This window comes from Roseovarius sp. ZX-A-9, assembly GCF_028369135.1.
In the GTDB taxonomy this organism is placed as follows: Bacteria; Pseudomonadota; Alphaproteobacteria; order Rhodobacterales; family Rhodobacteraceae; genus Roseovarius.
In genome coordinates, this window is record NZ_JAPWHW010000004.1 from 146,883 (window position 1) to 172,986 (window position 26,104).

General features: G+C 63.5%; 30 protein-coding genes. 25 read left to right on the plus strand and 5 right to left on the minus strand.

The window, feature by feature from the left end:
* Positions 1-12 precede the first annotated feature (12 nt).
* Both O3306_RS05725 and tpiA read left to right on the plus strand, forming a co-directional pair.
* Positions 13-363 (plus strand): HesB/IscA family protein, encoded by a 351-nt coding sequence (locus O3306_RS05725; RefSeq protein ID WP_272004444.1) that lies wholly within the window; start codon positions 13-15, stop codon positions 361-363.
* 105 nt (positions 364-468) lie between these two features.
* The gene (gene tpiA, locus O3306_RS05730) at positions 469-1,221 is read left to right on the plus strand and encodes a triose-phosphate isomerase (RefSeq protein ID WP_272004446.1); all 753 of its coding nucleotides are present in this window, start codon (positions 469-471) and stop codon (positions 1,219-1,221) included.
* A gap of 38 nt (positions 1,222-1,259) precedes the next feature.
* On the opposite strand, the gene O3306_RS05735 is transcribed toward tpiA, so the two are convergent.
* Positions 1,260-1,721, minus strand: coding sequence for an Lrp/AsnC family transcriptional regulator (locus tag O3306_RS05735; protein ID WP_272004448.1), 462 nt, complete (start codon positions 1,719-1,721; stop codon positions 1,260-1,262).
* Positions 1,722-1,865: 144 nt separating this feature from the next.
* Here O3306_RS05735 and O3306_RS05740 point away from each other — a divergent pair, with 144 nt between their 5' ends.
* The 6 genes from O3306_RS05740 (at position 1,866) to O3306_RS05765 (ending at position 6,923) form a co-directional block, all read left to right on the plus strand.
* Positions 1,866-2,852 (plus strand): siroheme synthase, encoded by a 987-nt coding sequence (locus O3306_RS05740; protein WP_442969978.1) that lies wholly within the window; start codon positions 1,866-1,868, stop codon positions 2,850-2,852.
* Complete coding sequence (locus O3306_RS05745; RefSeq protein ID WP_272004450.1) at positions 2,852-3,163, plus strand: DUF2849 domain-containing protein; 312 nt, start codon at positions 2,852-2,854, stop codon at positions 3,161-3,163. The genes O3306_RS05740 and O3306_RS05745 overlap by 1 nt, the downstream gene beginning before the upstream one ends.
* Positions 3,164-3,204: 41 nt before the next feature.
* Positions 3,205-4,875 (plus strand): nitrite/sulfite reductase, encoded by a 1,671-nt coding sequence (locus tag O3306_RS05750; protein WP_272004452.1) that lies wholly within the window; start codon positions 3,205-3,207, stop codon positions 4,873-4,875.
* A complete protein-coding gene (locus O3306_RS05755; protein WP_272004454.1) occupies positions 4,862-5,596 on the plus strand; it encodes a phosphoadenylyl-sulfate reductase in 735 nt (244 codons plus the stop codon). The genes O3306_RS05750 and O3306_RS05755 overlap by 14 nt, the downstream gene beginning before the upstream one ends.
* Entirely contained in the window at positions 5,593-6,000 is a 408-nt protein-coding gene (locus O3306_RS05760; protein WP_272004456.1) for a DUF934 domain-containing protein, read from the plus strand. The genes O3306_RS05755 and O3306_RS05760 overlap by 4 nt, the downstream gene beginning before the upstream one ends.
* A 71-nt stretch (positions 6,001-6,071) precedes the next feature.
* Positions 6,072-6,923, plus strand: a complete 852-nt coding sequence (locus O3306_RS05765) for a ferredoxin--NADP reductase (RefSeq protein ID WP_272004632.1) — start codon at positions 6,072-6,074, stop codon at positions 6,921-6,923.
* 134 nt (positions 6,924-7,057) lie between these two features.
* Here O3306_RS05765 and O3306_RS05770 read toward each other — a convergent pair whose 3' ends face one another.
* Positions 7,058-7,861 carry a hypothetical protein gene (locus O3306_RS05770; protein ID WP_272004458.1) on the minus strand — a complete coding sequence of 268 codons (804 nt, stop codon included), beginning with the start codon at positions 7,859-7,861 and terminating at the stop codon, positions 7,058-7,060.
* 207 nt (positions 7,862-8,068) lie between these two features.
* Between O3306_RS05770 and infC the strand changes: the two genes are divergently transcribed.
* Positions 8,069-8,614: a translation initiation factor IF-3 gene (gene infC / locus O3306_RS05775; protein ID WP_272004633.1), complete on the plus strand. Its 546-nt coding sequence runs from the start codon at positions 8,069-8,071 to the stop codon at positions 8,612-8,614.
* A gap of 78 nt (positions 8,615-8,692) precedes the next feature.
* On the opposite strand, the gene O3306_RS05780 is transcribed toward infC, so the two are convergent.
* The 3 genes from O3306_RS05780 to O3306_RS05790 are packed head-to-tail and all read right to left on the minus strand — an operon-like array spanning position 8,693 to position 11,045.
* Positions 8,693-9,085 carry a hypothetical protein gene (locus O3306_RS05780; RefSeq protein WP_272004460.1) on the minus strand — a complete coding sequence of 131 codons (393 nt, stop codon included), beginning with the start codon at positions 9,083-9,085 and terminating at the stop codon, positions 8,693-8,695.
* Entirely contained in the window at positions 9,082-10,083 is a 1,002-nt protein-coding gene (locus tag O3306_RS05785; RefSeq protein ID WP_272004462.1) for a molybdopterin-binding protein, read from the minus strand. The genes O3306_RS05780 and O3306_RS05785 overlap by 4 nt, the downstream gene beginning before the upstream one ends.
* Entirely contained in the window at positions 10,080-11,045 is a 966-nt protein-coding gene (locus O3306_RS05790; protein ID WP_272004464.1) for an XdhC family protein, read from the minus strand. The genes O3306_RS05785 and O3306_RS05790 overlap by 4 nt, the downstream gene beginning before the upstream one ends.
* 228 nt (positions 11,046-11,273) lie before the next feature.
* Between O3306_RS05790 and O3306_RS05795 the strand changes: the two genes are divergently transcribed.
* The 16 genes from O3306_RS05795 (at position 11,274) to O3306_RS05870 (ending at position 26,088) form a co-directional block, all read left to right on the plus strand.
* The gene (locus O3306_RS05795) at positions 11,274-12,269 is read left to right on the plus strand and encodes a phosphoadenosine phosphosulfate reductase (protein WP_272004466.1); all 996 of its coding nucleotides are present in this window, start codon (positions 11,274-11,276) and stop codon (positions 12,267-12,269) included.
* Positions 12,270-12,329: 60 nt separating this feature from the next.
* Positions 12,330-13,364, plus strand: coding sequence for a dihydroorotase (pyrC, locus tag O3306_RS05800; protein ID WP_272004468.1), 1,035 nt, complete (start codon positions 12,330-12,332; stop codon positions 13,362-13,364).
* Positions 13,365-13,444: 80 nt separating this feature from the next.
* Positions 13,445-14,119: an orotate phosphoribosyltransferase gene (locus O3306_RS05805; protein WP_272004470.1), complete on the plus strand. Its 675-nt coding sequence runs from the start codon at positions 13,445-13,447 to the stop codon at positions 14,117-14,119.
* Positions 14,120-14,421: 302 nt separating this feature from the next.
* Positions 14,422-15,915 carry a replicative DNA helicase gene (locus O3306_RS05810; protein WP_272004472.1) on the plus strand — a complete coding sequence of 498 codons (1,494 nt, stop codon included), beginning with the start codon at positions 14,422-14,424 and terminating at the stop codon, positions 15,913-15,915.
* A 159-nt stretch (positions 15,916-16,074) separates the two neighbouring features.
* The gene (gene alr / locus O3306_RS05815; RefSeq protein ID WP_272004474.1) at positions 16,075-17,112 is read left to right on the plus strand and encodes an alanine racemase; all 1,038 of its coding nucleotides are present in this window, start codon (positions 16,075-16,077) and stop codon (positions 17,110-17,112) included.
* Entirely contained in the window at positions 17,109-17,894 is a 786-nt protein-coding gene (locus O3306_RS05820; protein ID WP_272004476.1) for an MlaE family ABC transporter permease, read from the plus strand. Before alr ends, O3306_RS05820 begins: the two co-directional genes overlap by 4 nt.
* Entirely contained in the window at positions 17,891-18,637 is a 747-nt protein-coding gene (locus O3306_RS05825; RefSeq protein WP_272004478.1) for an ABC transporter ATP-binding protein, read from the plus strand. The genes O3306_RS05820 and O3306_RS05825 overlap by 4 nt, the downstream gene beginning before the upstream one ends.
* A 199-nt stretch (positions 18,638-18,836) precedes the next feature.
* Positions 18,837-19,280, plus strand: a complete 444-nt coding sequence (locus O3306_RS05830) for a paraquat-inducible protein A (RefSeq protein WP_272004480.1) — start codon at positions 18,837-18,839, stop codon at positions 19,278-19,280.
* A 31-nt stretch (positions 19,281-19,311) separates the two neighbouring features.
* On the plus strand, positions 19,312-20,676 hold the full coding sequence (radA, locus tag O3306_RS05835) for a DNA repair protein RadA (RefSeq protein WP_272004482.1): 1,365 nt from the start codon (positions 19,312-19,314) through the stop codon (positions 20,674-20,676).
* Positions 20,677-20,701: 25 nt separating this feature from the next.
* A complete protein-coding gene (locus O3306_RS05840) occupies positions 20,702-21,262 on the plus strand; it encodes a CvpA family protein (protein ID WP_272004484.1) in 561 nt (186 codons plus the stop codon).
* A gap of 3 nt (positions 21,263-21,265) precedes the next feature.
* On the plus strand, positions 21,266-21,712 hold the full coding sequence (locus O3306_RS05845; RefSeq protein ID WP_272004486.1) for a DMT family transporter: 447 nt from the start codon (positions 21,266-21,268) through the stop codon (positions 21,710-21,712).
* A 147-nt stretch (positions 21,713-21,859) separates the two neighbouring features.
* On the plus strand, positions 21,860-23,338 hold the full coding sequence (gene purF / locus O3306_RS05850) for an amidophosphoribosyltransferase (protein ID WP_272004488.1): 1,479 nt from the start codon (positions 21,860-21,862) through the stop codon (positions 23,336-23,338).
* Between the two features lie 159 nt (positions 23,339-23,497).
* Complete coding sequence (locus tag O3306_RS05855; protein ID WP_272004490.1) at positions 23,498-23,767, plus strand: amidophosphoribosyltransferase; 270 nt, start codon at positions 23,498-23,500, stop codon at positions 23,765-23,767.
* A 102-nt stretch (positions 23,768-23,869) separates the two neighbouring features.
* Positions 23,870-24,523 (plus strand): SDR family NAD(P)-dependent oxidoreductase, encoded by a 654-nt coding sequence (locus tag O3306_RS05860; RefSeq protein ID WP_272004492.1) that lies wholly within the window; start codon positions 23,870-23,872, stop codon positions 24,521-24,523.
* A gap of 130 nt (positions 24,524-24,653) precedes the next feature.
* Complete coding sequence (surE, locus tag O3306_RS05865; RefSeq protein WP_272004494.1) at positions 24,654-25,436, plus strand: 5'/3'-nucleotidase SurE; 783 nt, start codon at positions 24,654-24,656, stop codon at positions 25,434-25,436.
* A gap of 28 nt (positions 25,437-25,464) precedes the next feature.
* Complete coding sequence (locus O3306_RS05870; RefSeq protein WP_272004496.1) at positions 25,465-26,088, plus strand: protein-L-isoaspartate(D-aspartate) O-methyltransferase; 624 nt, start codon at positions 25,465-25,467, stop codon at positions 26,086-26,088.
* The last annotated feature ends 16 nt before the right edge of the window (positions 26,089-26,104 follow it).

Below are 26,104 nucleotides of genomic sequence, written 5' to 3' on the forward strand. Positions count from 1 at the left end.
TGAGGTTCCAAAATGTTCGGCATTCCCGGCAAACAAGCGGTCACCATGACCGACAAGGCGGCAAAGCAGATATCCAAACTGATGGCCAAGGACGGCCACAAGGGGTTGCGCATCGGCGTCAAGAAGGGCGGCTGCGCAGGCATGGAGTACACCATGGACTATGTGACCGAGGTCGACCCCAACGATGAGGTGGTCGAGCAGGAAGGCGCGCGGATCATGATCGCGCCGATGGCGCAGATGTTCCTCTTTGGCACCGAGATCGACTATCAGACCAGCTTGCTGGAATCGGGCTTTCGCTTCAGCAATCCCAACGTGACCGAGGCCTGCGGCTGCGGCGAGTCGATCAAGTTCGAAGGTATGTAAGATACCTGCTTAACCGGCTGTAATAAAAGATACTTCTGGGCACCTGCACCCTTGCATTGCGCGGCCTCATGGCCGATGATACCGCACCTGAAAAGTGGAGGGATCATGCGACGCAAACTGGTGGCAGGCAATTGGAAGATGCACGGGCTGCAGGCCGATCTGGCGCAGCTCACGGCACTGAACGCGACCCACCCTGCGCCCGCGATCGACATCCTGATCTGCCCGCCCGCGACGCTGATCACCGCCGCCTGTGCCACCTGCGAAGGTAGCGCGATGCAGATCGGCGGGCAGGATTGCCACGCCCGCGCCTCGGGCGCGTTCACCGGCGATCTGTCGGCCCTGATGCTCAAGGATGCCGGCGCCAGCGCGGTGATCGTCGGCCATTCCGAACGGCGCGAGGCTCATGAGGAAAGCAGCGAAATCGTGCGCGCCAAGGCCAAGGCCGCCCATGCCGCCGGCCTGACCGCGATTATCTGCCTAGGCGAGAGCCTTGCACAGCGCGAGGCGGCCAACACGCTCGATATCATCGCCGGGCAATTGTCGCTTTCGGTGCCCGACAGCGCAGCAGCGGCCAACACCGTGATCGCCTACGAACCCTGCTGGGCCATCGGCAGCGGCCTGACCCCCAGCCCCGAACAGATCGGCGAAGTGCATGATTTCATCCGTGCGCGGCTGACCACCCGTTTCGGCGCCGCGCAGGCGGATGGCATGCGTCTGCTCTATGGCGGATCGGTCAAGCCCGGCAACGCCGCCGAGATTTTCGCAATCCCCGATGTCGACGGCGCGCTGGTCGGTGGCGCCAGCCTGAAGGCGGATGATTTCAGCCCCATTATCAACGCGTTGGAGAGTGCTGCTTAACTACTCCTGCCGCAGCACCCGGCGGCCCTTGGCTATTTTCAGAGCGGCAGGATCGTCGTCGATTTGATCTCCTCCATCGACAACAGCGCCGTCACGTTATGCACCTTCACCTCTGAAATCAGCGCCTGGTAGAACGTGTCATAAGCCCGCGCATTGGCCACGCGGACCTTCAGGATATAGTCGATATCACCCGCCAGCCGGTGCGCCTCCTGCACTTCGGGGCGGTCCTGCAACGCCTTCAGAAAGGTCTTTTGCCAGTTCGCATCATGTTCCGACGTGCGGATCAGGACAAAGAAACACGCCTCGAACCCCAGCGCGTCAGCATCCAGCAGAAAGGTCTGCCGCCGGATCACCCCGTTCTCGCGCATCTTGCGAATCCGGTTCCACACCGGCGTCTTCGAACTGCCCACCGCGCGCGCGATATCGTCGAGTGACTGCCCGCCATCGGCCTGCAATTCCATGAGGATTTTTCGATCCAGGTCATCGATGCGAACAGACATTCCATTATCCTTTTGCGTTTGGAACAATCCAGCAAGCGGCGGGCGTGATTGGAACATACGTCCTTATTCCCCCGCCCATCTGGCGCAAATGCGGGATTATTTTCTATAATGCGGCAAGTCAACACGAGAACGGACAGCCCGCAGATGAAACATTTCCCAATCTTCCTGGCTCTTGAGGGACGCCGCGTCGTCCTGTCGGGCGGCGGTGACGCCGCATTGGCCAAGCTGCGCCTGCTGCTCAAGACCCAAGCCCAGCTGACCGTATATGCCGCGTCGCCCGCCGCCGAGATCGTCGCTTGGGCCAAGTCCGGCGCCCTGACACTGGTCCGTCGCCCGCTGGCCCCCGGCGACACGCGCGGTGCCGTGCTCTTTTATGCCGCCGATGAGGATGCGTCCGAGGATGCCCGCACCACGCGCATCGCCCGCGCCGATGGCCCGCTGACCAATATCGTCGACAATCTGCAGGACAGCCAGTTCATCACCCCCGCCATCGTCGATCGCGACCCGGTGACCATCGCCATCGGCACCGAAGGCACGGCCCCGGTTCTGGCGCGCGCGATCAAGGCCGATCTGGAGGCCCGCCTGCCCGCAACGCTCGGCCCACTGGCCCGCGCCGCGAGCGCCTTTCGCCGCATGGCCGAGGCCCTGCCGATGGGCCGCGCACGGCGCCGTTTCTGGAGCGAATTCTTCTTTCACGCAGGCCCGGACGCGCTGGACCGTGACGCCACCGCCGATCTGGGCCAGGTTCTGGACACCCATCTGGCCGCGCATCTGGGCGCACGCAGCAGCGCAGGCCGCGTGAGCTTTGCCATCGTCGGGGCCGCCGATCCCGAACTGCTGCCGCTCAAGACGCGCAACATCCTGCACGAGGCCGATCTGGTCCTGCATGGCGCGGCCATTTCTCCACAGATCCTCGATCTGGCCCGACGCGAAGCAGCGTTCGGCGCCCTGCCCGGCTCGGCCCGGCCGCTGATCGACGCCGCGCGCGCCGGACAGCACGTCATCTGCCTGATGCCGTCCGCACCGGATGCGCAATTGCTGGCTTCCTGTCGCAGCGCCGGGATCGCCGCACTGGTCATTCCCGGCATCGCCCCGTTGCCCAATCTTACCCCCTTGCAGGAGACTGCCTGATGCCCCGCGAATTCACGCCCCAAGTCATCACCGCCAACGCCCTGATCGAGGGCGACGTGGTCTATTTCACCACCCAGGACACCTGGAGCCGCGCCCTGAGCGATGCCGACATTCTCACCGACGAGGCCGATGCCGCATTGCGTCTGCTGATCGCCGAGGCACGCCATCACGAAGTGGTCGGCGTTTACCTGACGGCGATGAAACCCACCCCCGAAGGCCCTGTCCCGGTGCATTTCCGCGAGGAATTCCGGCGCACCGGCCCCTCGAACCATTTCCACGGCAAACAGGCAGACAGCGCGACCCGAGCCTGACCCGGATTAACGCTTCGCAGCCTCTTCTCAGGAAAAAAGTCATGTACACCTATACCGAATTTGACAAGGCGTTCGTCGCCGAACGCAACCGCCAGTTTCGTGCTCAGGTCGAACGCCGTATCGACGGCTCGCTGACCGAGGATGAATTCAAGCCACTGCGCCTGATGAACGGGCTTTACCTGCAACTGCACGCCTACATGCTGCGCGTGGCGATCCCTTACGGCACGCTCAATTCCGCGCAGATGCGCCAGCTGGCAATGATCGCCGAGCGGTGGGACAAGGGCTATGGCCATTTCACCACGCGCCAGAATATCCAGTTCAACTGGCCGAACCTCGCCAATGTCCCCGACATTCTCGAGGCACTGGCCGAGGTGGAAATGCATTGCATCCAGACCTCCGGAAACACCATCCGCAACGTGACCGCGGACCATTTCGCAGGCGCCGCCGCCGACGAGGTGGCCGACCCGCGCCCGGTGGCCGAGCTGATCCGCCAATGGTCCACCGACCACCCCGAATTCCAGTTCCTGCCGCGCAAGTTCAAGGTCGGCGTCACCGGCAGCCCCAATGACCGCGCCGTGACAGCCGCGCATGACATTGGGCTGCGCATCGTCGAACGGGATGGCGAAATCGGCTATCAGGTTCTCGTGGGGGGCGGTCTGGGCCGCACGCCCATGATCGGCAAGGTGCTGGCCGATTTCCTGCCAGAGGCCGATCTGCTGCCCTATATCGAGGCGGTGGTAGGCGTCTGGAACCTGCTGGGGCGGCGCGACAACAAGTTCAAGGCGCGCATCAAGATCACCGTGCACGAGCATGGCATCGACGATATCCGCGCCCGGGTCGAGAAACAATTCGCCGCCATCAAACCCAGCTTTAAAGGCGTCGATCAACAGATGCTGGCCGACATCCGCGCCCAGTTTGCCCCACCGGAGTTTATCACCGCATCCGAGGCCCCCTACAATCAGGCCCGCCAGCACGATCCGGTCTTTCGCTCCTGGGCCGACACCAACCTGTCGGAACACCGCGCGCCGGGCTACGCGATCGTCTCGATCTCGCTCAAGGCGCATGGCGCAACGCCGGGCGACGCATCGGCGCAGCAAATGCGCCTGATGGCGGACCTGGCCGAACGCTACGGCCATGACGAGCTGCGCATCTCTCACGAGCAAAACGTGATCCTGCCGTATGTCCACAAATCCCACGTTCCCAGCGTGTTTGCCGCGCTGCGCGCCACGGGCCTTGGCACCGCCAATATCGGGTTGATCAGCGATATCATCGCCTGCCCCGGCATGGATTACTGCGCCCTGGCCACCGCGCGTTCGATCCCCATCGCGCAACAGATCGCGACCCGGTTCGACGAGTTGAAGCTGGAGCATGAAATCGGCGAGATGAAGATCAAGATTTCGGGCTGCATCAATGCCTGCGGACATCACCATGTCGGCCATATCGGCATTCTCGGGCTCGACCGGGCGGGCGTGGAAAGCTACCAGATCACCCTTGGCGGCGATCACCGCGAGGATGCACGGCTGGGCGACCGCACCGGGCCGGGCTTTTCCGCCGATGAGATCGTCCCCGCCATCGAGCGGATCATCCACGCCTATCTGGACCTGCGCCTCGATGCGTCCGAGACCTTCCTCGCGGCTTACCAGCGGCTGGGGCTGGCCCCGTTCAAGGCCGCGCTCTACGAGATCGAGGCGCAGGCCTATGCCGCAGAATGAGCTGGGGACGCGGGTTGCGTCGCTCAATGACTGGTACCGGCTGAACGCAGCCCATACGGTCCTGCAACATGCACTGACCGGCCCTGATGCCGGGCGTCTGGCGCTGGTTTCCAGCTTCGGGGCCGAATCCGTCGTGCTCTTGCACATGGTTTCGGTGATCCGACGGGATACGCCGGTGATCTTTCTCGACACCGAACTGCTCTTTGCCGAAACGCTGGTCTACCAACAGGAACTGACCGAACGGCTGGGCCTGACCGATGTGCGCATCATCCGCGCCGATCCTGCCGAAAAAGCGGCCGACGATCCGGACATGACGCTGCATACACGCGACACCGATGCCTGCTGCGCGCTGCGCAAGACACGCCCGCTGGAACAGGCGCTGCGCGGCTTTGACGGCTGGATCACTGGGCGCAAACGCTATCAGGGCGGCGCCCGCGCCGAAATGGATTTCTTCGAAGTCGAAGAGGCCACCGGCCGCATGAAGGTGAATCCGCTGGCACATTGGCAGCCCACCGACGTGCGCACCTACATGGAGGAAAACCGCCTGCCGCGTCATCCGCTGGTGGCGCGCGGCTATCCTTCGATCGGCTGCATGCCCTGCACCTCGCCGGTGAAACCGGGCGAAGACCCACGCGCAGGCCGTTGGCGCGGCGCGGAAAAAAGCGAATGTGGGATTCACGTCGTGAATGGCAAGATCGTAAGACAAGGAGTGAATGCATGAACGTGATCGTCACCGATACCGGGTTTGACAGTGATGGCTGGAACGAGCCGTTCACGCCGCTGGACGAGGCCACCGAAACGACCGGCGTGCTGGACGTGCCCGCCGATGCCGATCTGGAGGCGCTGCTGGACAAGATCCCGAACCTGCGCATGGTGCGGGTGGATTTCCCCAGCGCGGCGGACGGGCGCGGCTTTACCCTCGCGCGGCAGTTGCGCCTGCACGGCTATACCGGCAGGTTGCGGGCGAGGGGGCATGTGATCGCCGACCAATATGCCATGGCCCGCCGCGTGGGATACGACGAGATCGAGATCGCCCCGGATCTGGCCGCCCGCCAACCCCAGGACCAGTGGCAATTTCGCGCCAACTGGCAGGCCCATGACTATCAGGCGCGCATACGCGGATAATCACACCCTTTTCCTGATCCACATCAAAGCCTAGTAAGAGGGGCCGGCCTATGCAGCCGGTCAATGGACCCATGAACGAGATTTCGCCCGTGACAGACGCCGCGCCGATCAAACCAGTGCCCACCCTGCCCGACGCCCAGACCGTGACGCAGGTCACGCATTGGACCGACCGGCTGTTTTCCTTTCGCGTGACGCGCCCCGCAAGCCTGCGGTTCCGCTCGGGCGAATTCGTGATGATCGGCCTGATGGGCGATCCCAACCCCGAGACAGGCAAGCAAAAGCCGCTCTTGCGTGCCTATTCCATTGCCTCGCCCAGTTGGGACGACGAGCTGGAATTCTATTCGATCAAGGTTCAGGACGGCCCGCTGACCAGCCGCCTGCAACATATCGAGCCGGGCGACCAGATCATCCTGCGGCCCAAACCCGTCGGCACGCTGGTGCATGACGCGCTGCTGCCGGGCAAACGGCTGTGGCTGTTTGCCACCGGCACGGGTTTCGCGCCCTTTGCCTCGCTCTTGCGCGATCCGCAAACCTATGACGACTATGACGAGGTGATCATCACACACACCTGCCGCGAGGTTGGCGAACTGACCTATGGTGCAAAGCTGATCGAGAGCATCCGGGCAGACGAGATGCTGGCGGAACTGATCGGCGAGGGATTTGCCGACAAGCTGCGCTACTATCCCACCACCACCCGCGAAGAGAGCCCCAAGATGGGCCGCATCACCGACCTGATGCGCTCCGGTGAGGTGTTCGCGGACCTTGGCGTGCCCCCGCTCTGCCCCGAGACCGATCGCGCGATGATTTGCGGCAACCTGGCCTTCAACCTGGAGCTCAAGGACCTGCTGGAAAGCTACGGTCTGGAGGAAGGCGCCAATTCCAAGCCCGCGCATTACGTGGTGGAAAAGGCGTTTCTGGACTGACGCCGCCGCGCGCGGGCTAGGCGCGGACGCTCGTCACTCCCGCAACGACGGATAAAAAAAGCCCGCACCGAAATTATCGGTGCGGGCTTTTCGCACTCTCCCTCATCGAGGAAAAGCGCGGAAGGCTTCAGAATTCAGAGACCCAGAGCGGTCTTGACCTGTTCAATCGCCATTTTCAGCATCTCTGGATTGTCGGCCGCGCCCTGCAGTGCTTTTTTCAGCACGGTCTTCTGCAACACATCGATGCTCGAATTATCGATCATGTCGGTGGCCGCGCCGAGGTCGAAATTGTCCACGCTCAGCACGTCGTTCGCAGCGGCATCTGTCGCGGCGTCGGTGGCCGTGTCTGCCGCATCCGTTGCTGCGTCAGTTGCCGTGTCTGTCGCCGCATCCGTGGTTGCTTCAACAGCGTCCTCGGTTGCTTCGGCCGCATCGGTTACAGTGTCGGCCGCCGCATCGGTCGTCGCTTCAACAGCCTCTTCAGTGGCCTCTGCGGCATCCATTGCCGTGTCTGCTGCCGCATCCGTGGTTGCTTCAACGGCCTCTTCGGTCGCTTCGGCGGCGGTTTCGGCATTGCCGGTCAGGTCATTGATCGCATCGGACACGCCCTGTGTGGCCTCGTTCACGGCGTCATCCACCTGCGTGGCGGCGTCATCGGCCAGCGATTTGGCCTCGTCGGTGATCTCGTCCACCGCGTCGGTCGCTTCCTGCGTTGCTTCCTCGACCTTCTCTTCGACGGCCTCTTCAACCGTTTGCTCGGTCACGTCTTCGGCTTCGGCAGGTGCGGCTTCAGGCTCTTCAACCACGTCGATTTCGGCGGGCGGCGTGATCGGCTCTTCGGTCGTCCCCAACATTTCGGTTGGCGATTTGCCGGTCATCAGGAAATACCCACCACCCAGCACAACCGCGGCTACAATGATCCACAGCAGATTTTTCATTAATCTTCCCTCTTTATCCGTTCTGGCTCATGCATGATCGCAAGGCCGTTGGTTATGTCAGACCAAATGGCGGCCCTCCTGCCAAGACACAAGGGGAATAACCGGCATTTCGGCTCAGATCAGCCTATTTTGCGGCTTGAAAGGCAGGGGTCACGCGGTTAGCTTGCCCACTCAGTCGACCCTACAAATCATCGAAGGATAAAAACCATAGCCCGCAGACCCCACAACGCTCCCCCGACACGTGACACTGGTCCCCGCGTCAACGAGCGCATACGTGACGACGAAATCCGCCTGATTGGCGCTGACGGCGAAAATGTCGGAGTCGTATCCGGCCGCCGTGCCTTGGAAATGGCCGAAGAAGCGGGGCTGGACCTCGTTGAGATCTCGCCCAACGCGAGCCCGCCGGTCTGCAAGATCATGGACTATGGCAAGTACAAGTACGAGACGCAGAAGCGCGAATCTGAAGCCCGCAAGAAGCAGAAGATCATCGAGGTGAAAGAGGTCAAGTTTCGGCCCAACACCGACACGCATGATTATGAAGTGAAAATGCGCAACGTCTTCAAGTTTCTCGAGAACGGCGACAAGGTAAAGATCACCCTGCGCTTTCGCGGACGCGAGATGGCGCACCAGGATCTGGGCCGCAAACTGCTGGAGCGCGTGGCCACCGATGTCGAAGGCGTCGGCAAGGTGGAAAACATGCCCAAGATGGAAGGCCGTCAGATGATCATGATCATCGGCCCCGCAGCGCGGTAATTTCTGTCGCAAACGCGATCTGGACGGCGCCCCGATGCGGGCGCCGTTTTCATGTCCGGGGCAGGCTGTCAGGCTGCGCTAGGGATGCTCACGTCGTCTTCGCAGCCAATGGCGCACATCGTTGAAGTCGAACAACAGCGAGATCAGATCAACCACCAGCAGCAGCCACAGATAACGGGTGTAGCCAGCGCTCAGCTCGACGGTCCCGGCCAGCAGACAGGCCAGAAGCACCACCAGAGGCGTCCAGACCAGCACATGCGGCAGGGCCATCGTGTCGGGGAAGCCGCGTTCGCGCAGCATGATCCACAGGTTCGGCAGCATGCCGCCAATCGCCAGCGCCGCCACCCAGCCGCCGAAGGGCGCAGCAACAAAGAAGATCGCAGCCGCGTTGACTGGCACCAGAATGCCGAATACCCAGATTTGCACCCAAAATGGCAAAGCCCGATAGCTGGCCCAGATCTGCGCAATCATCCGGCCGTATCCTTCCGGCCCCGGCGCGGCATCGGACGGGTCGGAATTTCCTTCAGCAGCCCGCCAACCCCCATGCCCGCGATATCGTCAGCCGTGACCGCGATCCCGCAGGCCACCCGGCTCAACACCCGGTCGGCGCCATTCAGCGATGGTGCGCGCGCGCAACCCGGCAGGCCGATCACCGGACGCCCCCCGAGTGCGCCCAGAAACAGCAGGTTGCCCGGATCGACCGGCATGCCGAACCGCTCGACCCGACCGCCCGCCGCCCGCAGCGCCGCAGGCGCGGTATCATTCGGGTCCGATGTGGCAGAGGCGGTCAGGACGAGAATCATATCCCCCTGCGCCGTAGCCAGCGCACGCGCGATCGGGTCGATCTCGTGCGGGACGGTGATCTGGGTGCGCAATGTCATCCCAAGCGCTTCAAGCCGCGCGGCAATCGCCTCGCTGCCCTTCTCGCCGGGGCCGCCGGGTGTCTGGGTGATGATCAGCTTCGCATCGCGCAGCACCGGCTGGGCGAACGAGACAGCCCCCTGCACGGCCTGCGCCGCCGCGCGCACCGCCGTTTCGGGCACTGCATAAGAGATGATCTTGACCGTCGCGATCATCCCGCCGTCACGCATCTGCTGATACTCGGGCACCGTGGCGATGGTGATCATCGGATGCACCGCATTGGCCGCGTTGATACGCGCGGGATCCAGCCGCACGACCCCCGGCCCCGCCGCCAGCAGGTTCACCCGCCCGGTAAAGGCGCGGCTGAGCGTGATGCCCGGCGCGGTCCCGCAGGCCGCCTCGGCCAGTTGCATCGCCGCTATATCCTCGTGCAGGTCCCCTGCCTCGGGGCGCGCGACGATTACCTCGGCCACACCGGCCTCTTGCAACGTGGCAACATGCGCCTCGGTCAGCACGATCCCCTTGCGCAACCGGCCATCAGAGACCGAAACCGAATGCGCCAGAATGGCCCCCGTCGCCTCTGCCAGCGGTACAGGGCCAAAGATCATGCCCCTTGCCTCAGAACCCGGACCATTTCCGCCAGGATACTGACGGCAATCTCGGCCGGGCCTGCCGCACCGATATCAATGCCGATGGGGCCGTGAATGCGCGCCAATTGCGCCTCGCTCAGCCCGGCCTCTTTCAGCCGGGCGATGCGTTTCGCATGTGTCCGGGTCGAGCCGAGCGCACCGATATAGAACACATCTGTCTCCAGCGCTTCGATCAGCGCCGGATCGTCCAGCTTGGGATCATGGGTCAACAGCACCAGCGCCGTGCGTGTATCAAGGCCGAAGCCGCGCACGCCCTGGTCGGGCCAGTCGTCGATGATCGTCTCACCGGGAAAGCGCGCGGCACTGGCAAAGGCCGGGCGCGGGTCGATCAGGACCGGATCATAGCCTGCCAGCCGCGCCATCGGCACCAGCGCCTGCGCCACATGCACCGCCCCGACGATCAACAGCCGCAGGGGCGGATTGTGGATCGCGACGAAGGTCTCGCCATCCTCCTCGAACCCCGAGCGGTCCATGCGAAACCGCTCCTCGTGCCCGTCTCGCTCGATTCGCGGCGTCCCGGTCATGCCAGTGATATAGGCCACCGGCGTGCGGGCGGCGCGCGCCTCGACCAGTTCGGCCAGCAACGGCTCTGGCAGGACACGGCCCACCGGTTCGACCAACACGCGGATCGTCCCGCCACAGGCCAGCCCCACGGCAAAGGCATCGCCGTCGCTGACCCCGTATTCCAGCATCACGGGTTTTTCCGCCGCAATCGCATCCAGCGCCTCGGTGATCACCGCGCCCTCGACACAGCCCCCCGAAACCGAACCTGCAATTTCGCCCTCACCGGAAATCGCCAGCTGCGCCCCCGTCCGGCGCGGCGCGCTGCCCCAGGTCTGAACCACCGTGGCCAGCGCCGCGCCCTTGCCGGCCCGGTGCCAGGCCAGCGCTGTTTCGGGGATGTCGTCAAATCGGTTCATGGCCCGAGTCCTCCTGACCATTTCACGCGCCAGAATGCCCTTCTCACCGGGGAAGTTCAATCACCCCTCCGCACCCACGGTCCCGCCGCCCGCCTCGCAGATGAAGGCGGGAATACGGCCCATGTCGTCCAATCCTCTCGGATTTTCCAAATTTTCGCCCATATTGTCCGCTAGACCCCGACTCCAAACCGGCTAAAAAAACCGGACGAGCAGTAAGGACGCCATCCCATGCAGGACGCAGCCAATACATTCGACATGCCGCTTTCGGGCCTCAAGGACCGCGATGCCTGGCTCGACAAGGTGGCTGAACTGACCGAGGAAGACGGCTATACGGCGCGGCTGGGCGACCGGCACGCGGCCATTTTCGTCGAGGAAAAGCCGATTCTGCTGGTCACCTTCGAAACCCACCAGCGCATCGCCGAAATTTCCGAGGATTGCCAGCCGATGGGCTGGGACCTGGTCAAGGCACTGGGCTGGTCGCATCTGTGCCTCGTCAGCGATGGCGACACCTGGTTTCGCGACCGGTCGGTTTACGGCTATTTCGACCGGCTTGTGGATGACGGGTTTTTCGAGGATTTCGACCAGGTCATCTTTTACGGCGCCGGCCCCTGCGGCTATGCGGCCGCGGCGTTTTCGGTTGCGGCCCCCGGCGCGCAGGTGGTGGCGATTCAGCCGCAGGCAACGCTTGACCCGCGGGTTGCCGAATGGGACGACCGCTATCTGCGGATGCGCCGCACCGCTTTTGATGACCGTTACGGCTATGCGCCCGACATGCTTGATGCCGCGTCCCATGCCTATATCCTCTACGATCCCGAGATCGAGCTGGACGCGATGCATGCCGCGCTCTTCACCCGTCCCAACGTGACCAAGTTCCGCATGCGTTTCATGGCCGAGGATCTCGACAAGAGCCTCATCCGGATGCAGATCCTCTACCGCATCCTCGCACAGGCCAGCGCGGGCAAGCTGAACCGCACCGCATTGGCGCGCCTGTTTCGCGCCCGCAGGACCGATCCGGGCTACCAGTTCAATCTGCTGCGCCGCGTAACCGCCGATTCGCGGCACTACCTGACCATCCTGCTGGCGGGCAAGGTATTGAAGCAGCGCCGCGCACCGCGCTTCCGCAAGATGAAGCAGGCCGCGATCAACACTCTCAAGGCCGAAGGCGCCGCCCTGCCCCCCGGCATCGAAGACGGCAACGACGCCGAAACCGCGGCGGGGAACTGACACGCCTGCACTGCACGCGCGGCTCTGGTGCTGCGTGCCGCGATTGTGTAAAGCCGGGCCATGATCCAGCGCCTGACACTCCGCACCCCCGATGACTGGCACCTGCATCTGCGCGATGGCGCGATGCTACGCGCCGTCCTGCCCCATTCCGCCGCGCATTTCGCCCGCGCCATCATCATGCCCAATCTGGTGCCGCCAGTGGTGACTTCCGCCGATGCCACTGCCTACCGCGCGCGGATTCTGGCCGCCCGGCCCGAAGGCAGCGATTTCACCCCGCTGATGACCCTCTACCTGACCGAGGAAACTGACGCCGACGATGTCGCCGCCGCCCATGCCAGCGGGCTGATCACCGCCGTCAAGCTTTACCCTGCAGGCGCCACCACCAATTCCGCCAGCGGAGTCGCCGATTTCACCCGCGTGCGGGGCGTGCTGGAACGGATGGCCGAAATCGGCCTGCCGCTCTGCGTGCATGGCGAGGTCACCGACCCGGCGGTCGATATTTTTGACCGCGAGGCGGTGTTTATCGATCGCGTGCTGGAGCCCTTGCGCACCCGTGTGCCCGACCTGCGGGTGGTGATGGAACATATCACCACCGCGCGCGCCGCCGATTATGTGCGCAGCGTACCGGCAGGGCTGGCCGCGACCATCACCACGCATCATCTGGTGATCAACCGCAACCATATCCTGGCCGGTGGAATCAAACCGCATTACTACTGCCTGCCCGTGGCCAAACGCGAAGAGCACCGCCTCGCCCTGCGCGCCGCTGCCACGTCCGGCGACGCCCGGTTTTTCCTCGGCACCGACAGCGCACCACATACCGACCCGGCCAAGCTGCAGGCCTGCGGCTGCGCCGGCTGCTTCACTGCCCCCAACACGATGCCGATCCTCGCGCAGGTGTTCGAGGATGAGGGTGCGCTCGACCGGCTGGAGGCTTTCACATCGCTGAACGGCCCCGCCTTTTACGGCCTGCCGCCAAACGACACGCAACTCACGCTGGAACGCGGCACGCCGGACATCCCCGCGCAGATCGACACGGAAGATGGCCCCGTCACCGTCTTCGATCCCGGCTACCCCCTTCACTGGCGCGTGACCTGAGCATCTTCCGGCTCCGAATTTCCCCGCCGAGAGGGAAGACATAAGACCGGCCGCGCGCTGCCCGAACAAAGGACCGACACATGATTCCCTCCACCTACCCCGCCCAGGACGAAATCGCCCGCCTCACCGCCCGCATGCTGCTCGAAATCGGTGCCGTGCATTTCAACGCCAAAGAGCCCTATATCTACGCCTCTGGCCTGCCGGGTCCGACCTATATCGATTGCCGCAAGCTGATCAGCTTTCCGCGCATCCGCGCCACCTTGATGGACTTCCTGACCGTCACCGTGATGCGCAACGCGGGCTTCGAGGCGTTCGACAATATCGCCGGCGGCGAGACGGCCGGCATCCCCTTTGCCGCACTTGTGGCCGAACGCATGGCGCTGCCGATGACCTATGTGCGCAAAAAGCCCAAGGGCTACGGCCGCAATGCCAGGATCGAGGGCGTGATGACCGAGGGCGAGCGCGTGCTGCTGGTCGAGGACCTGACCACCGATGGCGGCTCCAAGATCAGCTTTGTCGATGCGATCCGAGAGACCGGGGCCACCTGCGCCCATACGGCGGTGATCTTCTACTACGGGATCTTCTCGGGCACGATGAAGACGCTGGGCGACCACGGCGTCACGCTGCACCATCTGTGCACTTGGTGGGACGTGCTGGCCGAAGCCCGCGCGCAAGGCGCCTTCGACGAAGAGACCCTGCACGAGGTCGAGGCCTTCCTCAAAGCACCGCGCGCCTGGCAGGACGCCCGGGCATAGGCCGGGCGTCAGCCCGGCCCCCGGCCCCGTCGCAACCGCGCGATTCGCAACTCCCCTCCGCCACCCTGCAAGCATCCCGGGCAAATTGCCCGGTCCTGTCCCATCTTTGCCGCAACAGGGCCAAAGCCCGAGCTGCGACACACTATATCTTGACCCGTCAGGCCAATATGACGCAAGATACGCCAGTTCGGGCCGCCTATCGGTTATCCACAAAAAGATACATGCGCCCGCAGGGTAGCTGTCCATTGCCTCATCGCGCGCGCCTCTAGTATGACAAAGCCCGCCAGCCAATGGGACTCGACATGAACGAAATTACCGCTTTCAATGCCACCGGCGCGCAGATCCAGAACGCCGATACGATGCCCCACTCGATCGAGGCCGAACAGCAATTGCTGGGCGCGCTGCTGACCAACAACGACGTCTATGATCGTGTGGCCGCCATCATCGGAGCGCAGCATTTCTACGATCCCGTCCATGCCCGAATCTTCGAAACCGCTGCCGCCCGCATCGCCAAGAACAACCTCGCCTCGCCAGTGACCCTCAAGGCGTTTCTGGAAGATGATGAAGGGCTGAAGGAACTCGGCGGCCCGGCCTATCTGGTCAATCTCGCCGGTGCCGCGATCAGCAGCTTCGCGGTGCGCGACTATGCCCAGATGATCTATGATCTGGCGATCCGGCGCGAGCTGATCGCCCTTGGCCACGATATCGCGGGCAAGGCCGCGCGGATGGAAGTGGACAGCGAGCCCAAAGACCAGATCGTCGAGGCCGAACAACAGCTCTACAAGCTGAGCGAACAGGGCCAGACCCAGACCGGCTTCCAGAGCTTTCTCAAGGCGGTAACCGACGCCGTCAATGTCGCCAACGCGGCCTATCAGCGCGATGGCGGCCTGTCAGGCATTTCCGCGGGCCTCACCGACATGGACAAGATGCTGGGCGGTCTGCACAAATCCGACCTGCTGATCCTCGCCGGACGGCCCTCGATGGGCAAGACCTCGCTGGCCACCAACATCGCCTTCAACGTCGCCAAGGCCTACCGCCGCGGCACCAAACCCGATGGTACCCAAGGGGCCGTGGAAGGTGGCGTTGTCGGCTTCTACAGCCTGGAAATGAGCGCCGAGCAGCTCGCCGCGCGGATCCTGTCGGAAGCCTCCGAGATCCCCAGCCAGCAGATCCGCTCGGGTGACATGACCGAGGCCGAATTCCGCAAATTTGTCGATGCCGCCAAACAGCTGGAATCCTGCCCGCTCTTTATCGACGACACGCCTGCCCTGCCCATCAGTCAGCTTGCGGCGCGCGCCCGGCGCCTGAAACGGACGCAGGGGCTTGATCTGCTGATCATCGACTATCTGCAACTGGTGCGCGGCACCGGCAAGAGCGACAACCGGGTGAACGAGATCTCCGAGATCACCATGGGCCTCAAGGCGATCGCCAAGGAGCTCGACATCCCGGTGATCGCCCTGTCGCAGCTCAGCCGTCAGGTCGAGAGCCGCGAAGACAAGCGGCCACAGCTCAGCGACCTTCGCGAATCAGGGTCGATCGAACAGGACGCCGATGTGGTGATGTTCGTGTTCCGAGAGGAATATTATGCCGAACGCGAGCAACCTTCCGAGGACCGGCTGGAAGAGATGGCCGCGTGGCAGGAACGCATGGAACGGCTGCACGGCATGGCCGAGGTGATCATCGGCAAACAGCGTCACGGCCCCATTGGCACCATCAAGCTGAGCTTCGAGGGCAAATTCACCCGGTTCGGAAACCTTGTGCAGCCCTGGCAGCAGTCGGACGATCAGGAATTCTGATACGGTCGCCCCTGCGCGCCAGAGATTTTTCGCAGAAAAATCTTGGATCAAAGAAAATTCGCGAATTTTCTGCGCCCGTGGCTGGGCGCGGCGCCTTATGTCCCGGACGGGCGGCGCTTTGCACTTGACCTCTGTGGCCGCCATGTCAAAACCCCAGACATGAGCACGCCCATTCTCACCATCGACCTGAACGCAATCGTTGCCAACTGGCGCGCACTGAACGCCCTGTCCGAGGGCGAGACCGGTGCCGCCGTCAAGGCAGACGCCTACGGCCTCGGTGCCGACCGCGTCGCGCGCGCCTTGGCTCGGGCCGGCGCGCGGACCTTCTTTGTCGCCGTCGCCGAAGAGGGTGCGGCCCTGCGTGAAGCGCTCGGCCCCGGCCCCGCGATCTACATCCTGTCCGGGCACATGCCCGGCGATGCGGACATGATCAACGATCTCGAACTCGTGCCGGTGATCAACTCGCTTGACCAGATGATCCGCCATGTCGAGGCCCTGCCGGGCCGCAGCTTTGGCCTGCAGCTTGATACCGGGATGAACCGACTGGGGATGGAGCCCTCCGAATGGAGCGCCGTGCGCGAAATCGCGCTGGCACAGAACCCGCAACTGATCATCAGCCACCTCGCCTGCGCCGACGAGCCCGATCACGCGATGAACCCGCACCAGCTCAATCAGTTTCTCGACATGACCCAGGGCTGCGACTGCCCGCTGAGCCTGGCCAACACCGGCGCGATCCTGCTCGACAGCGCCTATCATTTCGACCTGACCCGCCCGGGCATCGGCCTTTATGGCGGCCTGCCCTTCGTTGACGCGCGGCCCGTGGTTACGCTCGATATCCCGGTGATCCAGTGCCGCGATGTCGCGCCGGGCGAAACCGTGGGCTATGGCAACAGCTGGACCGCCCAACGAAGCAGCCGAATCGCCACGATCAGCGCAGGATATGCCGACGGAATCATGCGCGCGATGGGCCCGCGTGCCTTTGTCCATGCCGAGGACACGGCCCTGCCCGTCACCGGGCGCATCTCGATGGACCTGATCGGCATTGACGTGACCGACCTCGGGCGCGACCCGAAATCGGTACAGCTACTGGGCCCGCATCAGTCGGTCGATACGCTGGCCGATGCCGCCGGCACCATCGGCTACGAAATCCTGACATCGCTGGGCGCGCGCTATACCCGCAGGTATCTGGGCGGATGAGCTGGATCGCCGCCCTGCTTGCATCTATCGGTCGGGCGGTCCTGAACGCCCTGGCCGCGCTGGGGCGCATCTCGATCTATTCAGGCCAGACCATCGGGCACATGGCCCGCCCGCCGATCTACCTAAAGGAAATCGGCAGCGCCCTGCTCAGCGTCGGCTATTTCAGCCTGCCGGTCGTGGGCCTCACCGCGTTCTTCACCGGCGGCGCACTGGCCTTGCAGATCTATTCCGGCGGCGCGCGCTTCAACGCCGAGGCAGTGGTGCCACAGATCGTCGCCATCGGCATGGTGCGAGAGCTGGGCCCTGTGCTGGTGGGGTTGATGATCGCCGCCCGCGTGACCTCCTCCATCGCGGCCGAAATCGCGACGATGAAAGTGACCGAACAGATCGACGCGCTGGTCACGCTGTCCACGCACCCGATGAAATACCTCACCGTGCCGCGCGTCCTTGCGGGGCTGGTCATGGTGCCGCTGCTGGTGGGTCTTGGCGATATCATCGGCGTATTTGGCGGCTACATCGTGGGCATCAAGAGCCTGGGCTTCAACTCAGCCACCTATCTGCACAACACGGTGAATTTCATCGAGGCGCGCGATATCGTCTCCAGCCTCACCAAGGGCGCGGCCTTTGGCTTTATCGCCACGGTCATGGGCTGCTATTACGGTATGAACACGACACGCGGCGCCGCTGGCGTGGGCAAGGCCACCAAAGGCGCGGTCGAGGCCGCCGCAGTCCTGATCCTTGCCGCCAACTTCATCCTCACCAGCATCATGTTCTCGATATGATTGAACTCAGCGACGTCCATAAAGCGTTCGGCCCCAAAAAGGTTCTTCGCGGGGTCAACCTGAAGATCGAGGGCGGCACGTCGATGGTTGTCATCGGTGGATCGGGCACGGGCAAATCGGTGCTGCTGAAATCGGTCTTGGGGTTGATACGCCCGGATAGCGGCACGATCACGCTGGACGGTGAAAACGTGCTGACCGCAGAGCGGGATGCATTCTTGGCCCGTTTCGGAATGCTCTTTCAAGGCGGCGCTCTGTTTGATTCGCTGCCCGTCTGGCAAAACGTCGCCTTTCGCCTGCTGCGCGGCTCGCTGAAACGCCCCAAGGCCGAGGCGCGCGAGATTGCCATCGAGAAGCTGCGCCGCGTCGGGCTGACACCAGATGTGGCCGATCTGTTCCCGGCAGAGCTGTCTGGCGGGATGCAAAAACGTGTCGGACTGGCGCGGGCAATCGCGGCAGAGCCCGAGATCATCTTCTTTGACGAGCCGACGACCGGCCTTGATCCGATCATGTCCGGCGTGATCAACGATCTGATCCGCGAAATCGTGGTCGAGATGGGCGCAACCGCGATGACCATCACCCATGACATGACAAGCGTCCGCGCCATCGCCGACAATGTGGCGATGCTGCATGACGGGGTGATTCAATGGACCGGCCCGGTGGCGGAAATGGATGCCTCGGGCGATCCCTATCTTGACCAGTTCATCCACGGCCGCGCCGAGGGACCAATCGAGGCGGTACGCTAGACTGCGCACATGCTGGTGGAGTCCCCCGTCACGGCACCGACGCGATACCGATGGAATACCGCCGTGATGCCGATCCGGCATTTCCACTGAATTCCATAGCCTTACAACCCAACCTTGAACCAAGGGCCCACACGCATCCTTGCACCCGCCGCACGCCGCGCCTAGCTCCTGTTAACCTGACCCGCCCAAGGCTACGCCCATGCTCCGCTTCGCCAACCTCGCCCTGCTGATCCTCTTTCCCGTCGCCTGGTCCGCGCCGATGTTGCGCGCCGGGCTGAACCTGCCGCTCTTCGGTCTCTCGGAAATCAGCGTCCTCTCCGGCCTGCAATCGCTCTGGTCCACGGATGTGGCACTGGCCTTGCTCGTCACCTTCTTTGCGCTCTTCGCACCTTACGTGAAAACCATTGGTCTCGCGCTGATCCACTTCGGCCTGATGCGGCGCAAGACATTGCCCGCACTGCAAATTCTCGGCAAATTGGCGATGGCAGACGTCTTCCTGATCGCGCTCTATATCGTGGTGGTCAAGGGTGTCGGCATGGCCACGGTCGAGACCGCCTGGGGCCTCTATCTCTTTACCGGCTGCATCCTGGCGTCGATAGTTATCGGGCATCTGACAGAGAAGCGCAGGCCACAAGGCGTTTGACGCCACCCGGCCCTTGGGGCATGACCCAATCATGGCCAAGACATCCAGCTTCACCTGCAACGCCTGCGGCGCGGTCCACAACAAATGGTCCGGGCGCTGCGATGCCTGTGGTGACTGGAACACCATCGTCGAGGATACCGGCCTCAGCACCGGGCCTGCGGCCAACACGCTGGGCGCCAAACGCGGCAAGGGCATGACGCTGACCGACCTGTCGGCCCGCGAAGCACCCCCGCCGCGCACGATGAGCGGCATGGCAGAACTGGACCGCGTGCTGGGCGGCGGCCTCGTCCCGGCATCGGCGCTGCTGGTGGGGGGCGATCCGGGCATCGGCAAATCGACGCTGCTCCTTCAGGCTGCGTCAGAATTTGCGCGCAAGGGATTGAAGACAATATATGTTTCCGGTGAGGAGGCCAGCGCGCAGGTGCGCATGAGGGCCGAACGCCTGGGGCTGCGCGACGCGCCCGTACAACTGGCCGCCGAGACCAATCTGCGCGATATCCTGACCACGATGGAGGCGGAAAAGCCGCAGTTGGTCATCATCGACTCGATCCAGACCATGTGGCTCGATACCATCGGCTCTGCGCCGGGCAGCGTCAGCCAGGTCCGCGCCGCCGCCCATGAGCTGACCAGCTTTGCCAAGCGCAAGGGTGTCTCGGTCGTTCTGGTCGGGCATGTCACCAAGGACGGCCAGATCGCTGGCCCCCGCGTGGTCGAACACATGGTCGATACCGTGCTCTATTTCGAGGGCGAGCGCGGCCACCAGTTCCGCATCCTGCGCGCGGTCAAGAACCGCTTCGGCCCCGCCGACGAGATCGGCGTTTTCGAGATGACCGGGCGCGGCCTCGCACAAGTCACCAACCCATCCGCGCTCTTTCTCAGCGAACGCGGCAAACCCACGCCCGGCTCGGCGGTCTTTGCCGGGATCGAGGGCACCCGCCCGGTGCTGGTCGAGTTGCAGGCGCTGGTGGCGCCCAGCCCACACTCCCAGCCGCGGCGCGCGGTGGTTGGATGGGATGGCGCGCGTCTGGCGATGATCCTCGCGGTGCTCGAATCGCGTTGCGGCATCCCCTTTGCCGGGCTCGATGTCTATCTCAACGTCGCGGGTGGCATGAAGATCAGCGAGCCGGCCGCCGATCTGGCCGTCGCGGCGGCGCTTCTCAGCGCAAGAGAAGACAGCGCATTGCCCGCCGATACGGTGGTTTTTGGAGAAATAAGCCTGTCCGGGGCGCTTCGACCCGCGCCGCAGACCGAAAACAGGTTGAAAGAAGCCCAAAAACTTGGTTTCAACGCCGCTATCGTTCCCAAAGGTGGCAAATCCGGCGGCGCGACCGGTCTGACCTTGACGAAGTTGGAAGATCTGACCGCTTTTGTGGGTGACATTTTCGGCGCAGGCTAGCGCCCATCAGGACGAGGCAAGGCATATGGAAGGCTTCACCATCATCGACGGCGTCGTAGCGCTGGTTATCGTGCTCTCGGCGCTGCTGGCCTATAGCCGCGGGTTCGTCCGCGAGGCACTGGCAATCGCCGGCTGGATCGTGGCGGGCATCGTCGCTTTCATCTTTGCCCCGCAGGTCGAACCGCTGGTCAAGGAGATCCCCGTCGTTGGCGAATTCATCGCCGACAGTTGCGAGTTGAGTATGATCGGCGCCTTCGCGCTGGTCTTTGCCGTCGCGTTGATCGTCGCATCGCTGATCACGCCGCTCTTTTCGTCGCTGGTGCAACGCTCGGCGCTCGGCGGGCTCGATCAGGGGATCGGGTTCCTCTTTGGCGTGGCGCGCGGCATCCTGTTGGTGGCGATTGCCTATTTCGTCTACGAGACAGTCATCACCAGTCAGAGCATCCAGATGATCGACGACAGCCGATCGGCGCGGGTCTTTGCCCACCTCACGGGGCGGATCGAAGACGGCAACCCCGAACAGGCACTTGGCTGGATCACCGCACAATACGAAGCACTGGTCGGTGCTTGCGACGCGCCTGAATAAGCGATGTCCAGTTCAACCCTGATCGCGCTGTTGCTGATGGCGGCCTCGGGTGTGGCAATTGCGGTGCAGGGGCCAATCAATGCGATGCTCGGGCGCGGCCTCGGCAGCACGATGGCCGCGGCGGCGGTCTCGTTCGGGGTCGGCTTTGCCGTACTGCTCGCGCTCACCCTGCTCATCGGTCACGGCAGCAACCTGACACGACTGGGCTCAGTGCCGTTGTGGTTGCTGATCGGCGGGTCGATGGGGGCGCTTTTTGTTTTCTCCACCATCTGGAGCGTGCCGGTACTGGGCGTTCTGACCACCACCGCGGTGTTGATTCTGGGTCAATTGGTCGCCGCATTGCTGCTGGATCATTTCGGCGCCTTCGGCCTGCCCGCACAAGCGCTGTCACCGACTCGGCTGCTGGCAGCGGCACTTGTTGTCGGCGGCGTGATTCTCTCACGGCTCTGAGCCACACTTTGCGGCACCGAATTCTGCAACCGCTGTACCTCATCGGACATTCCCTGCGGATCGGCCCGTGACATCGGCTGCCGCACCCCCTATTAGGGTGACATCAAAGACAATCGGATTTGGAGCTGCCCTGCCTTGTCCAAACACATGCCCCCTGCCCACCCGTTCGATACCTCGTACCTGCGCGATGTCGCCGACGAGGATAAGTTGAAAGAAGAGTGCGGCGTATACGGCGTTATCGGCGTGACGGATGCCGCCAATTTCGTTGCCCTCGGCCTGCATGCGCTGCAGCATCGCGGACAAGAGGCAGGCGGGATCGTCTGCCACGATCCCGAACAGGGCTTCAACAGCGCCCGCCGATTCGGCTATGTCCGCGATAATTTCACCAAGCAAAGCCTGATGGAGACGCTGCCCGGCCCGTTGGCCATCGGCCATGTGCGTTATTCCACCTCTGGCGGCAAAGCCCCCCAGATTCGCGACGTACAGCCGTTTTTCGGCGAATTCGCGATGGGTGGCGCGGCGATAGCGCATAACGGCAATATCACCAACGCCGACGCCTTGCGCAAAGAGCTGATCGAACGTGGCAGCATTTTCCAGTCCAGCTCAGATACCGAATGCATCATTCACCTGATGGCCCGCTCGCTGCAACGTACCATCCCTGAGCGGATGGAGGATGCACTGCGCCGAGTCGAAGGCGCGTTCTCGATTGTGGCGATGACCCGGACCAAGCTGATCGGTGTTCGTGATCCGTTGGGCGTGCGCCCGCTGGTGCTGGGCCAGGTGGCCGATGGCTGGGTGCTCAGTTCGGAAACCTGTGCTCTGGACATCATCGGCGCGAAATACGTGCGCGAAGTGGCGCCGGGAGAGATGGTCGTGATCAACGGAAACGGCGTCGAGAGCCACTTTCCCTTCCGCCCGCAAAAGCCGCGCTCGTGCATCTTCGAGCATGTCTATTTCAGCCGCCCCGATTCGATCATCGGCCAGCGCAGCGTCTACGAGACACGCCGCCAGATCGGGATCGAACTGGCGCGCGAGGCTCCGGTAGATGCGGATATCGTCTGCCCGGTGCCCGACAGCGGCACGCCTGCAGCCATCGGTTTCAGCCACGAAAGCGGTATTCCCTACGCGATGGGCATCATCCGCAATCAGTACATGGGCCGGACCTTCATCGAGCCGACCGAGCAGATCCGCAACATGGGCGTCCGGCTGAAGCTGAACGTGAACCGCGCGCTGATCAAGGACAAGCGCGTGATCCTGGTCGATGACAGCGTGGTGCGCGGCACCACCAGCCGCAAGATCAAGGAAATGATCCTTGATGCGGGCGCAAAGGAGGTGCATTTCCGAATCGCCTCTCCGCCCACCGCTTGGCCCTGCTTTTATGGCGTGGACACACCAAAGCGCGAAAAACTGCTGGCCGCGACCATGTCCGAAGAGGAAATGCGCGAGCATCTGAACGTTGACAGCCTTCGGTTCATCTCGCTTGACGGGCTTTACCGTGCCGTCGGTGAGGAATCGGGCCGCAACTCCGCCTGCCCGCAATATTGCGACGCCTGTTTTTCCGGTGAATACCCGGTGATTCCATCGGATCAGGTCGAACAGGGGTTTGTATTGAAGGCGGCCGAGTAGGCCGCTCATTCCGATACTTGGATACGCAGGCTATCGGCGGCGCTTTGCCGCCGCCGATGCTGCGACGCGGCATTTTCCCGCCGACGCCCGACACCTCCCCTTTCGCCCGACCTTGCACAGGGCTAAATCGCGCTGAAACACGCCTTGAAAGGGGATCACGTGACAGATTTCAGCGATACCTCAACACCCTCTCAAGTGGTCGGAACGGCCGCGACCCAAGAGGCCGAAATACCATCGGGAACCGTTCTGATCGGGACCATCAACGCCAAGAACCGCGCCTATGCCCTGGTGAAATCCAGCCGCGGCGAGATCACGCAGGTCAAACCAGGCGACCGCATCGGCCGACAAACCGTGGCCGCGATCGAGCAGGGGCAGATCATTCTGATGCATAACGGGCAGACCGAGCGGATGGTCATCCCGGGCGGGTAACACTCCGCCTCGGGCGGAGGCGAGGTTTCAATCCCGCCCTGCTCGCCCAGCGAAGGCGCTTTGCCTCTTGATTTGCAGAGCAAGGAATGAAAAGCCCCTCGCATGACCAATGACAGCACCACACCCGTTGCCCTGATCACCGGCGCCTCGCGCGGCCTCGGCGCCGCGCTGGCCGAAGAACTGGCCCCGCATTACCACATCGTTGCCGTGGCCCGCACCACCGGCGCGCTGGAAGAGCTGGATGACCGCATTCAGGCTGCCGGGCACAGCGCCACGCTGGCCCCGATGGACATCACCAACCCCGATGCGATGCGCCAGCTTTGTCGCTCGATCCATGATCGCTGGGGCGGTGTCGCGCTCTGGGCGCATACCGCGATCCATGCGGCTCCGCTCACGCTGGCGGCGCATCTGGATGCCCGCGACTGGGACAAATCCGTGGCCTGCAACGTCACCGCCACCGGGCAGTTGATCCCGTTCATCGCACCGCTGCTGGGCACGACGGGTCAGGCGATGTTCTTCGAGGATTTCAAGGCAGGCGAGAAGTTTCACGCGGCCTACGGCGCCACCAAGGCGGCACAGATCGCGCTGGCGCGCTCCTGGCAGGCCGAAACCGACCGGACCGGCCCGCGCGTGCATATCGTCAGCCCGGAACCGATGCCCACGGCCACCCGCGCCCGCTTCCACCCCGGCGAGCCCCGCGATGATCTGGCCGATCCGCGCAACGAGGCGCGCCGGCTGCTGGGGCTACTGCAATAGGGCAATATCGCGACCCCGCAACCGGATGCGCCCTGGCAGGGCTTCCAAAGCAACAAATGAGTGCCGCGCCCGCTTGCCGGACTGCCCCCTGCCCGCTACACAAGACCAAACGCGGGGCAGGAGCGGAAAATTGCGCATTCTCATCACCAATGACGACGGAATCAACGCACCCGGCCTGGAGGTAACCCAGGAAATCGCCGAAAAGCTCGCCGGACCGGGGGGCGAGGTCTGGACCGTCGCGCCCGCATTCGAGCAATCGGGCGTCGGACATTGCATTTCCTACACCCAACCGATGATGGTCAGCCAGATGAGCACGCGCCGCTATGCGGTGCAGGGCAGTCCCGCCGACTGCGTGCTGGCAGCAATCCACGACATCATGAAAGGTGCGCTGCCGGATCTGGTTCTGTCGGGCGTCAACCGTGGCAACAATTCGGCCGAGAACGCCGTCTACTCCGGCACTGTCGGCGCCGCGATGGAAGCCGCGCTGCAAGGCGTGCCCGCCATCGCACTCAGCCAGTATTACGGCCCCGACAATCGCGATCTGGACGATCAGTTCGACGCCGCGCGCCAGCACGGGCTTGATACGGTCCAACGCCTGCTCGACAAAGGCGTGTGGGAACGCGAAGACTACGGCATCTTCTACAACGTGAATTTCCCGCCCGTGGCCGCCAGTGCGGTCAAGGGACTGCGCGCCACTCGCCAGGGTGTCCGCCGGGATATGGGCTTCGGCGTCAAGCCGCAAAGCTCGCCGTCGGGACGCCAGTTCCTGTGGGTCACCGGTGCGCCGCAAAACCAGCAGACGGCCGACGGATCCGACGCTGACATGAATCTCAAGGGGTACATCTCGGTCACACCGATGCGGGCCGATTTAACCGCGCATGACATTCTGGAGTCGCTGAAAGCCATTGAATGACCAGCCTGATCAGATAGCGGAACGCAAAATGCAATTCCTCTTCGCACTCCGCTCCAAGGGGGTGACAGACGCACGCGTGCTGAACGCGATGGAAAAGATCGACCGCGGCCCTTTCATCCGCGGCTATTTCTCGGGCCGTGCCTACGAGGACATGCCGCTGCCCATCGCCTGCGGTCAGACAATCAGCCAGCCGTCTGTCGTCGGGTTGATGACCCAGGCCCTGAAACTCTCGGCGCGCGACAAGGTACTGGAGGTCGGCACCGGCAGCGGCTACCAGGCGGCGATCCTCAGCCAGCTGACCCGGCGCGTCTACACAGTGGACCGTCACAAGCGCCTGGTCCTTGAGGCGACCGAGATTTTCCGCATGATGGACCTGACCAATATCACGGCGCTCACCGCCGATGGTAGCTTCGGATTGCCCGATCAGGCCCCCTTTGACCGCATCATCGTAACCGCTGCCGCCGAAGACCCGCCGGGACCGCTCTTGGCGCAACTTAAAATCGGGGGTATCATGGTGGTGCCGGTCGGACAGTCCGACGCCGTGCAAAGCCTGATCCGCGTGACGCGCAACGAGGAAGGCTTTGACTATGACGAGTTGCGGCCGGTGCGGTTTGTGCCACTGGTCGAAGGTTTGGGCCGGGACACGGCATAGTTGGTTGAATAAGGCA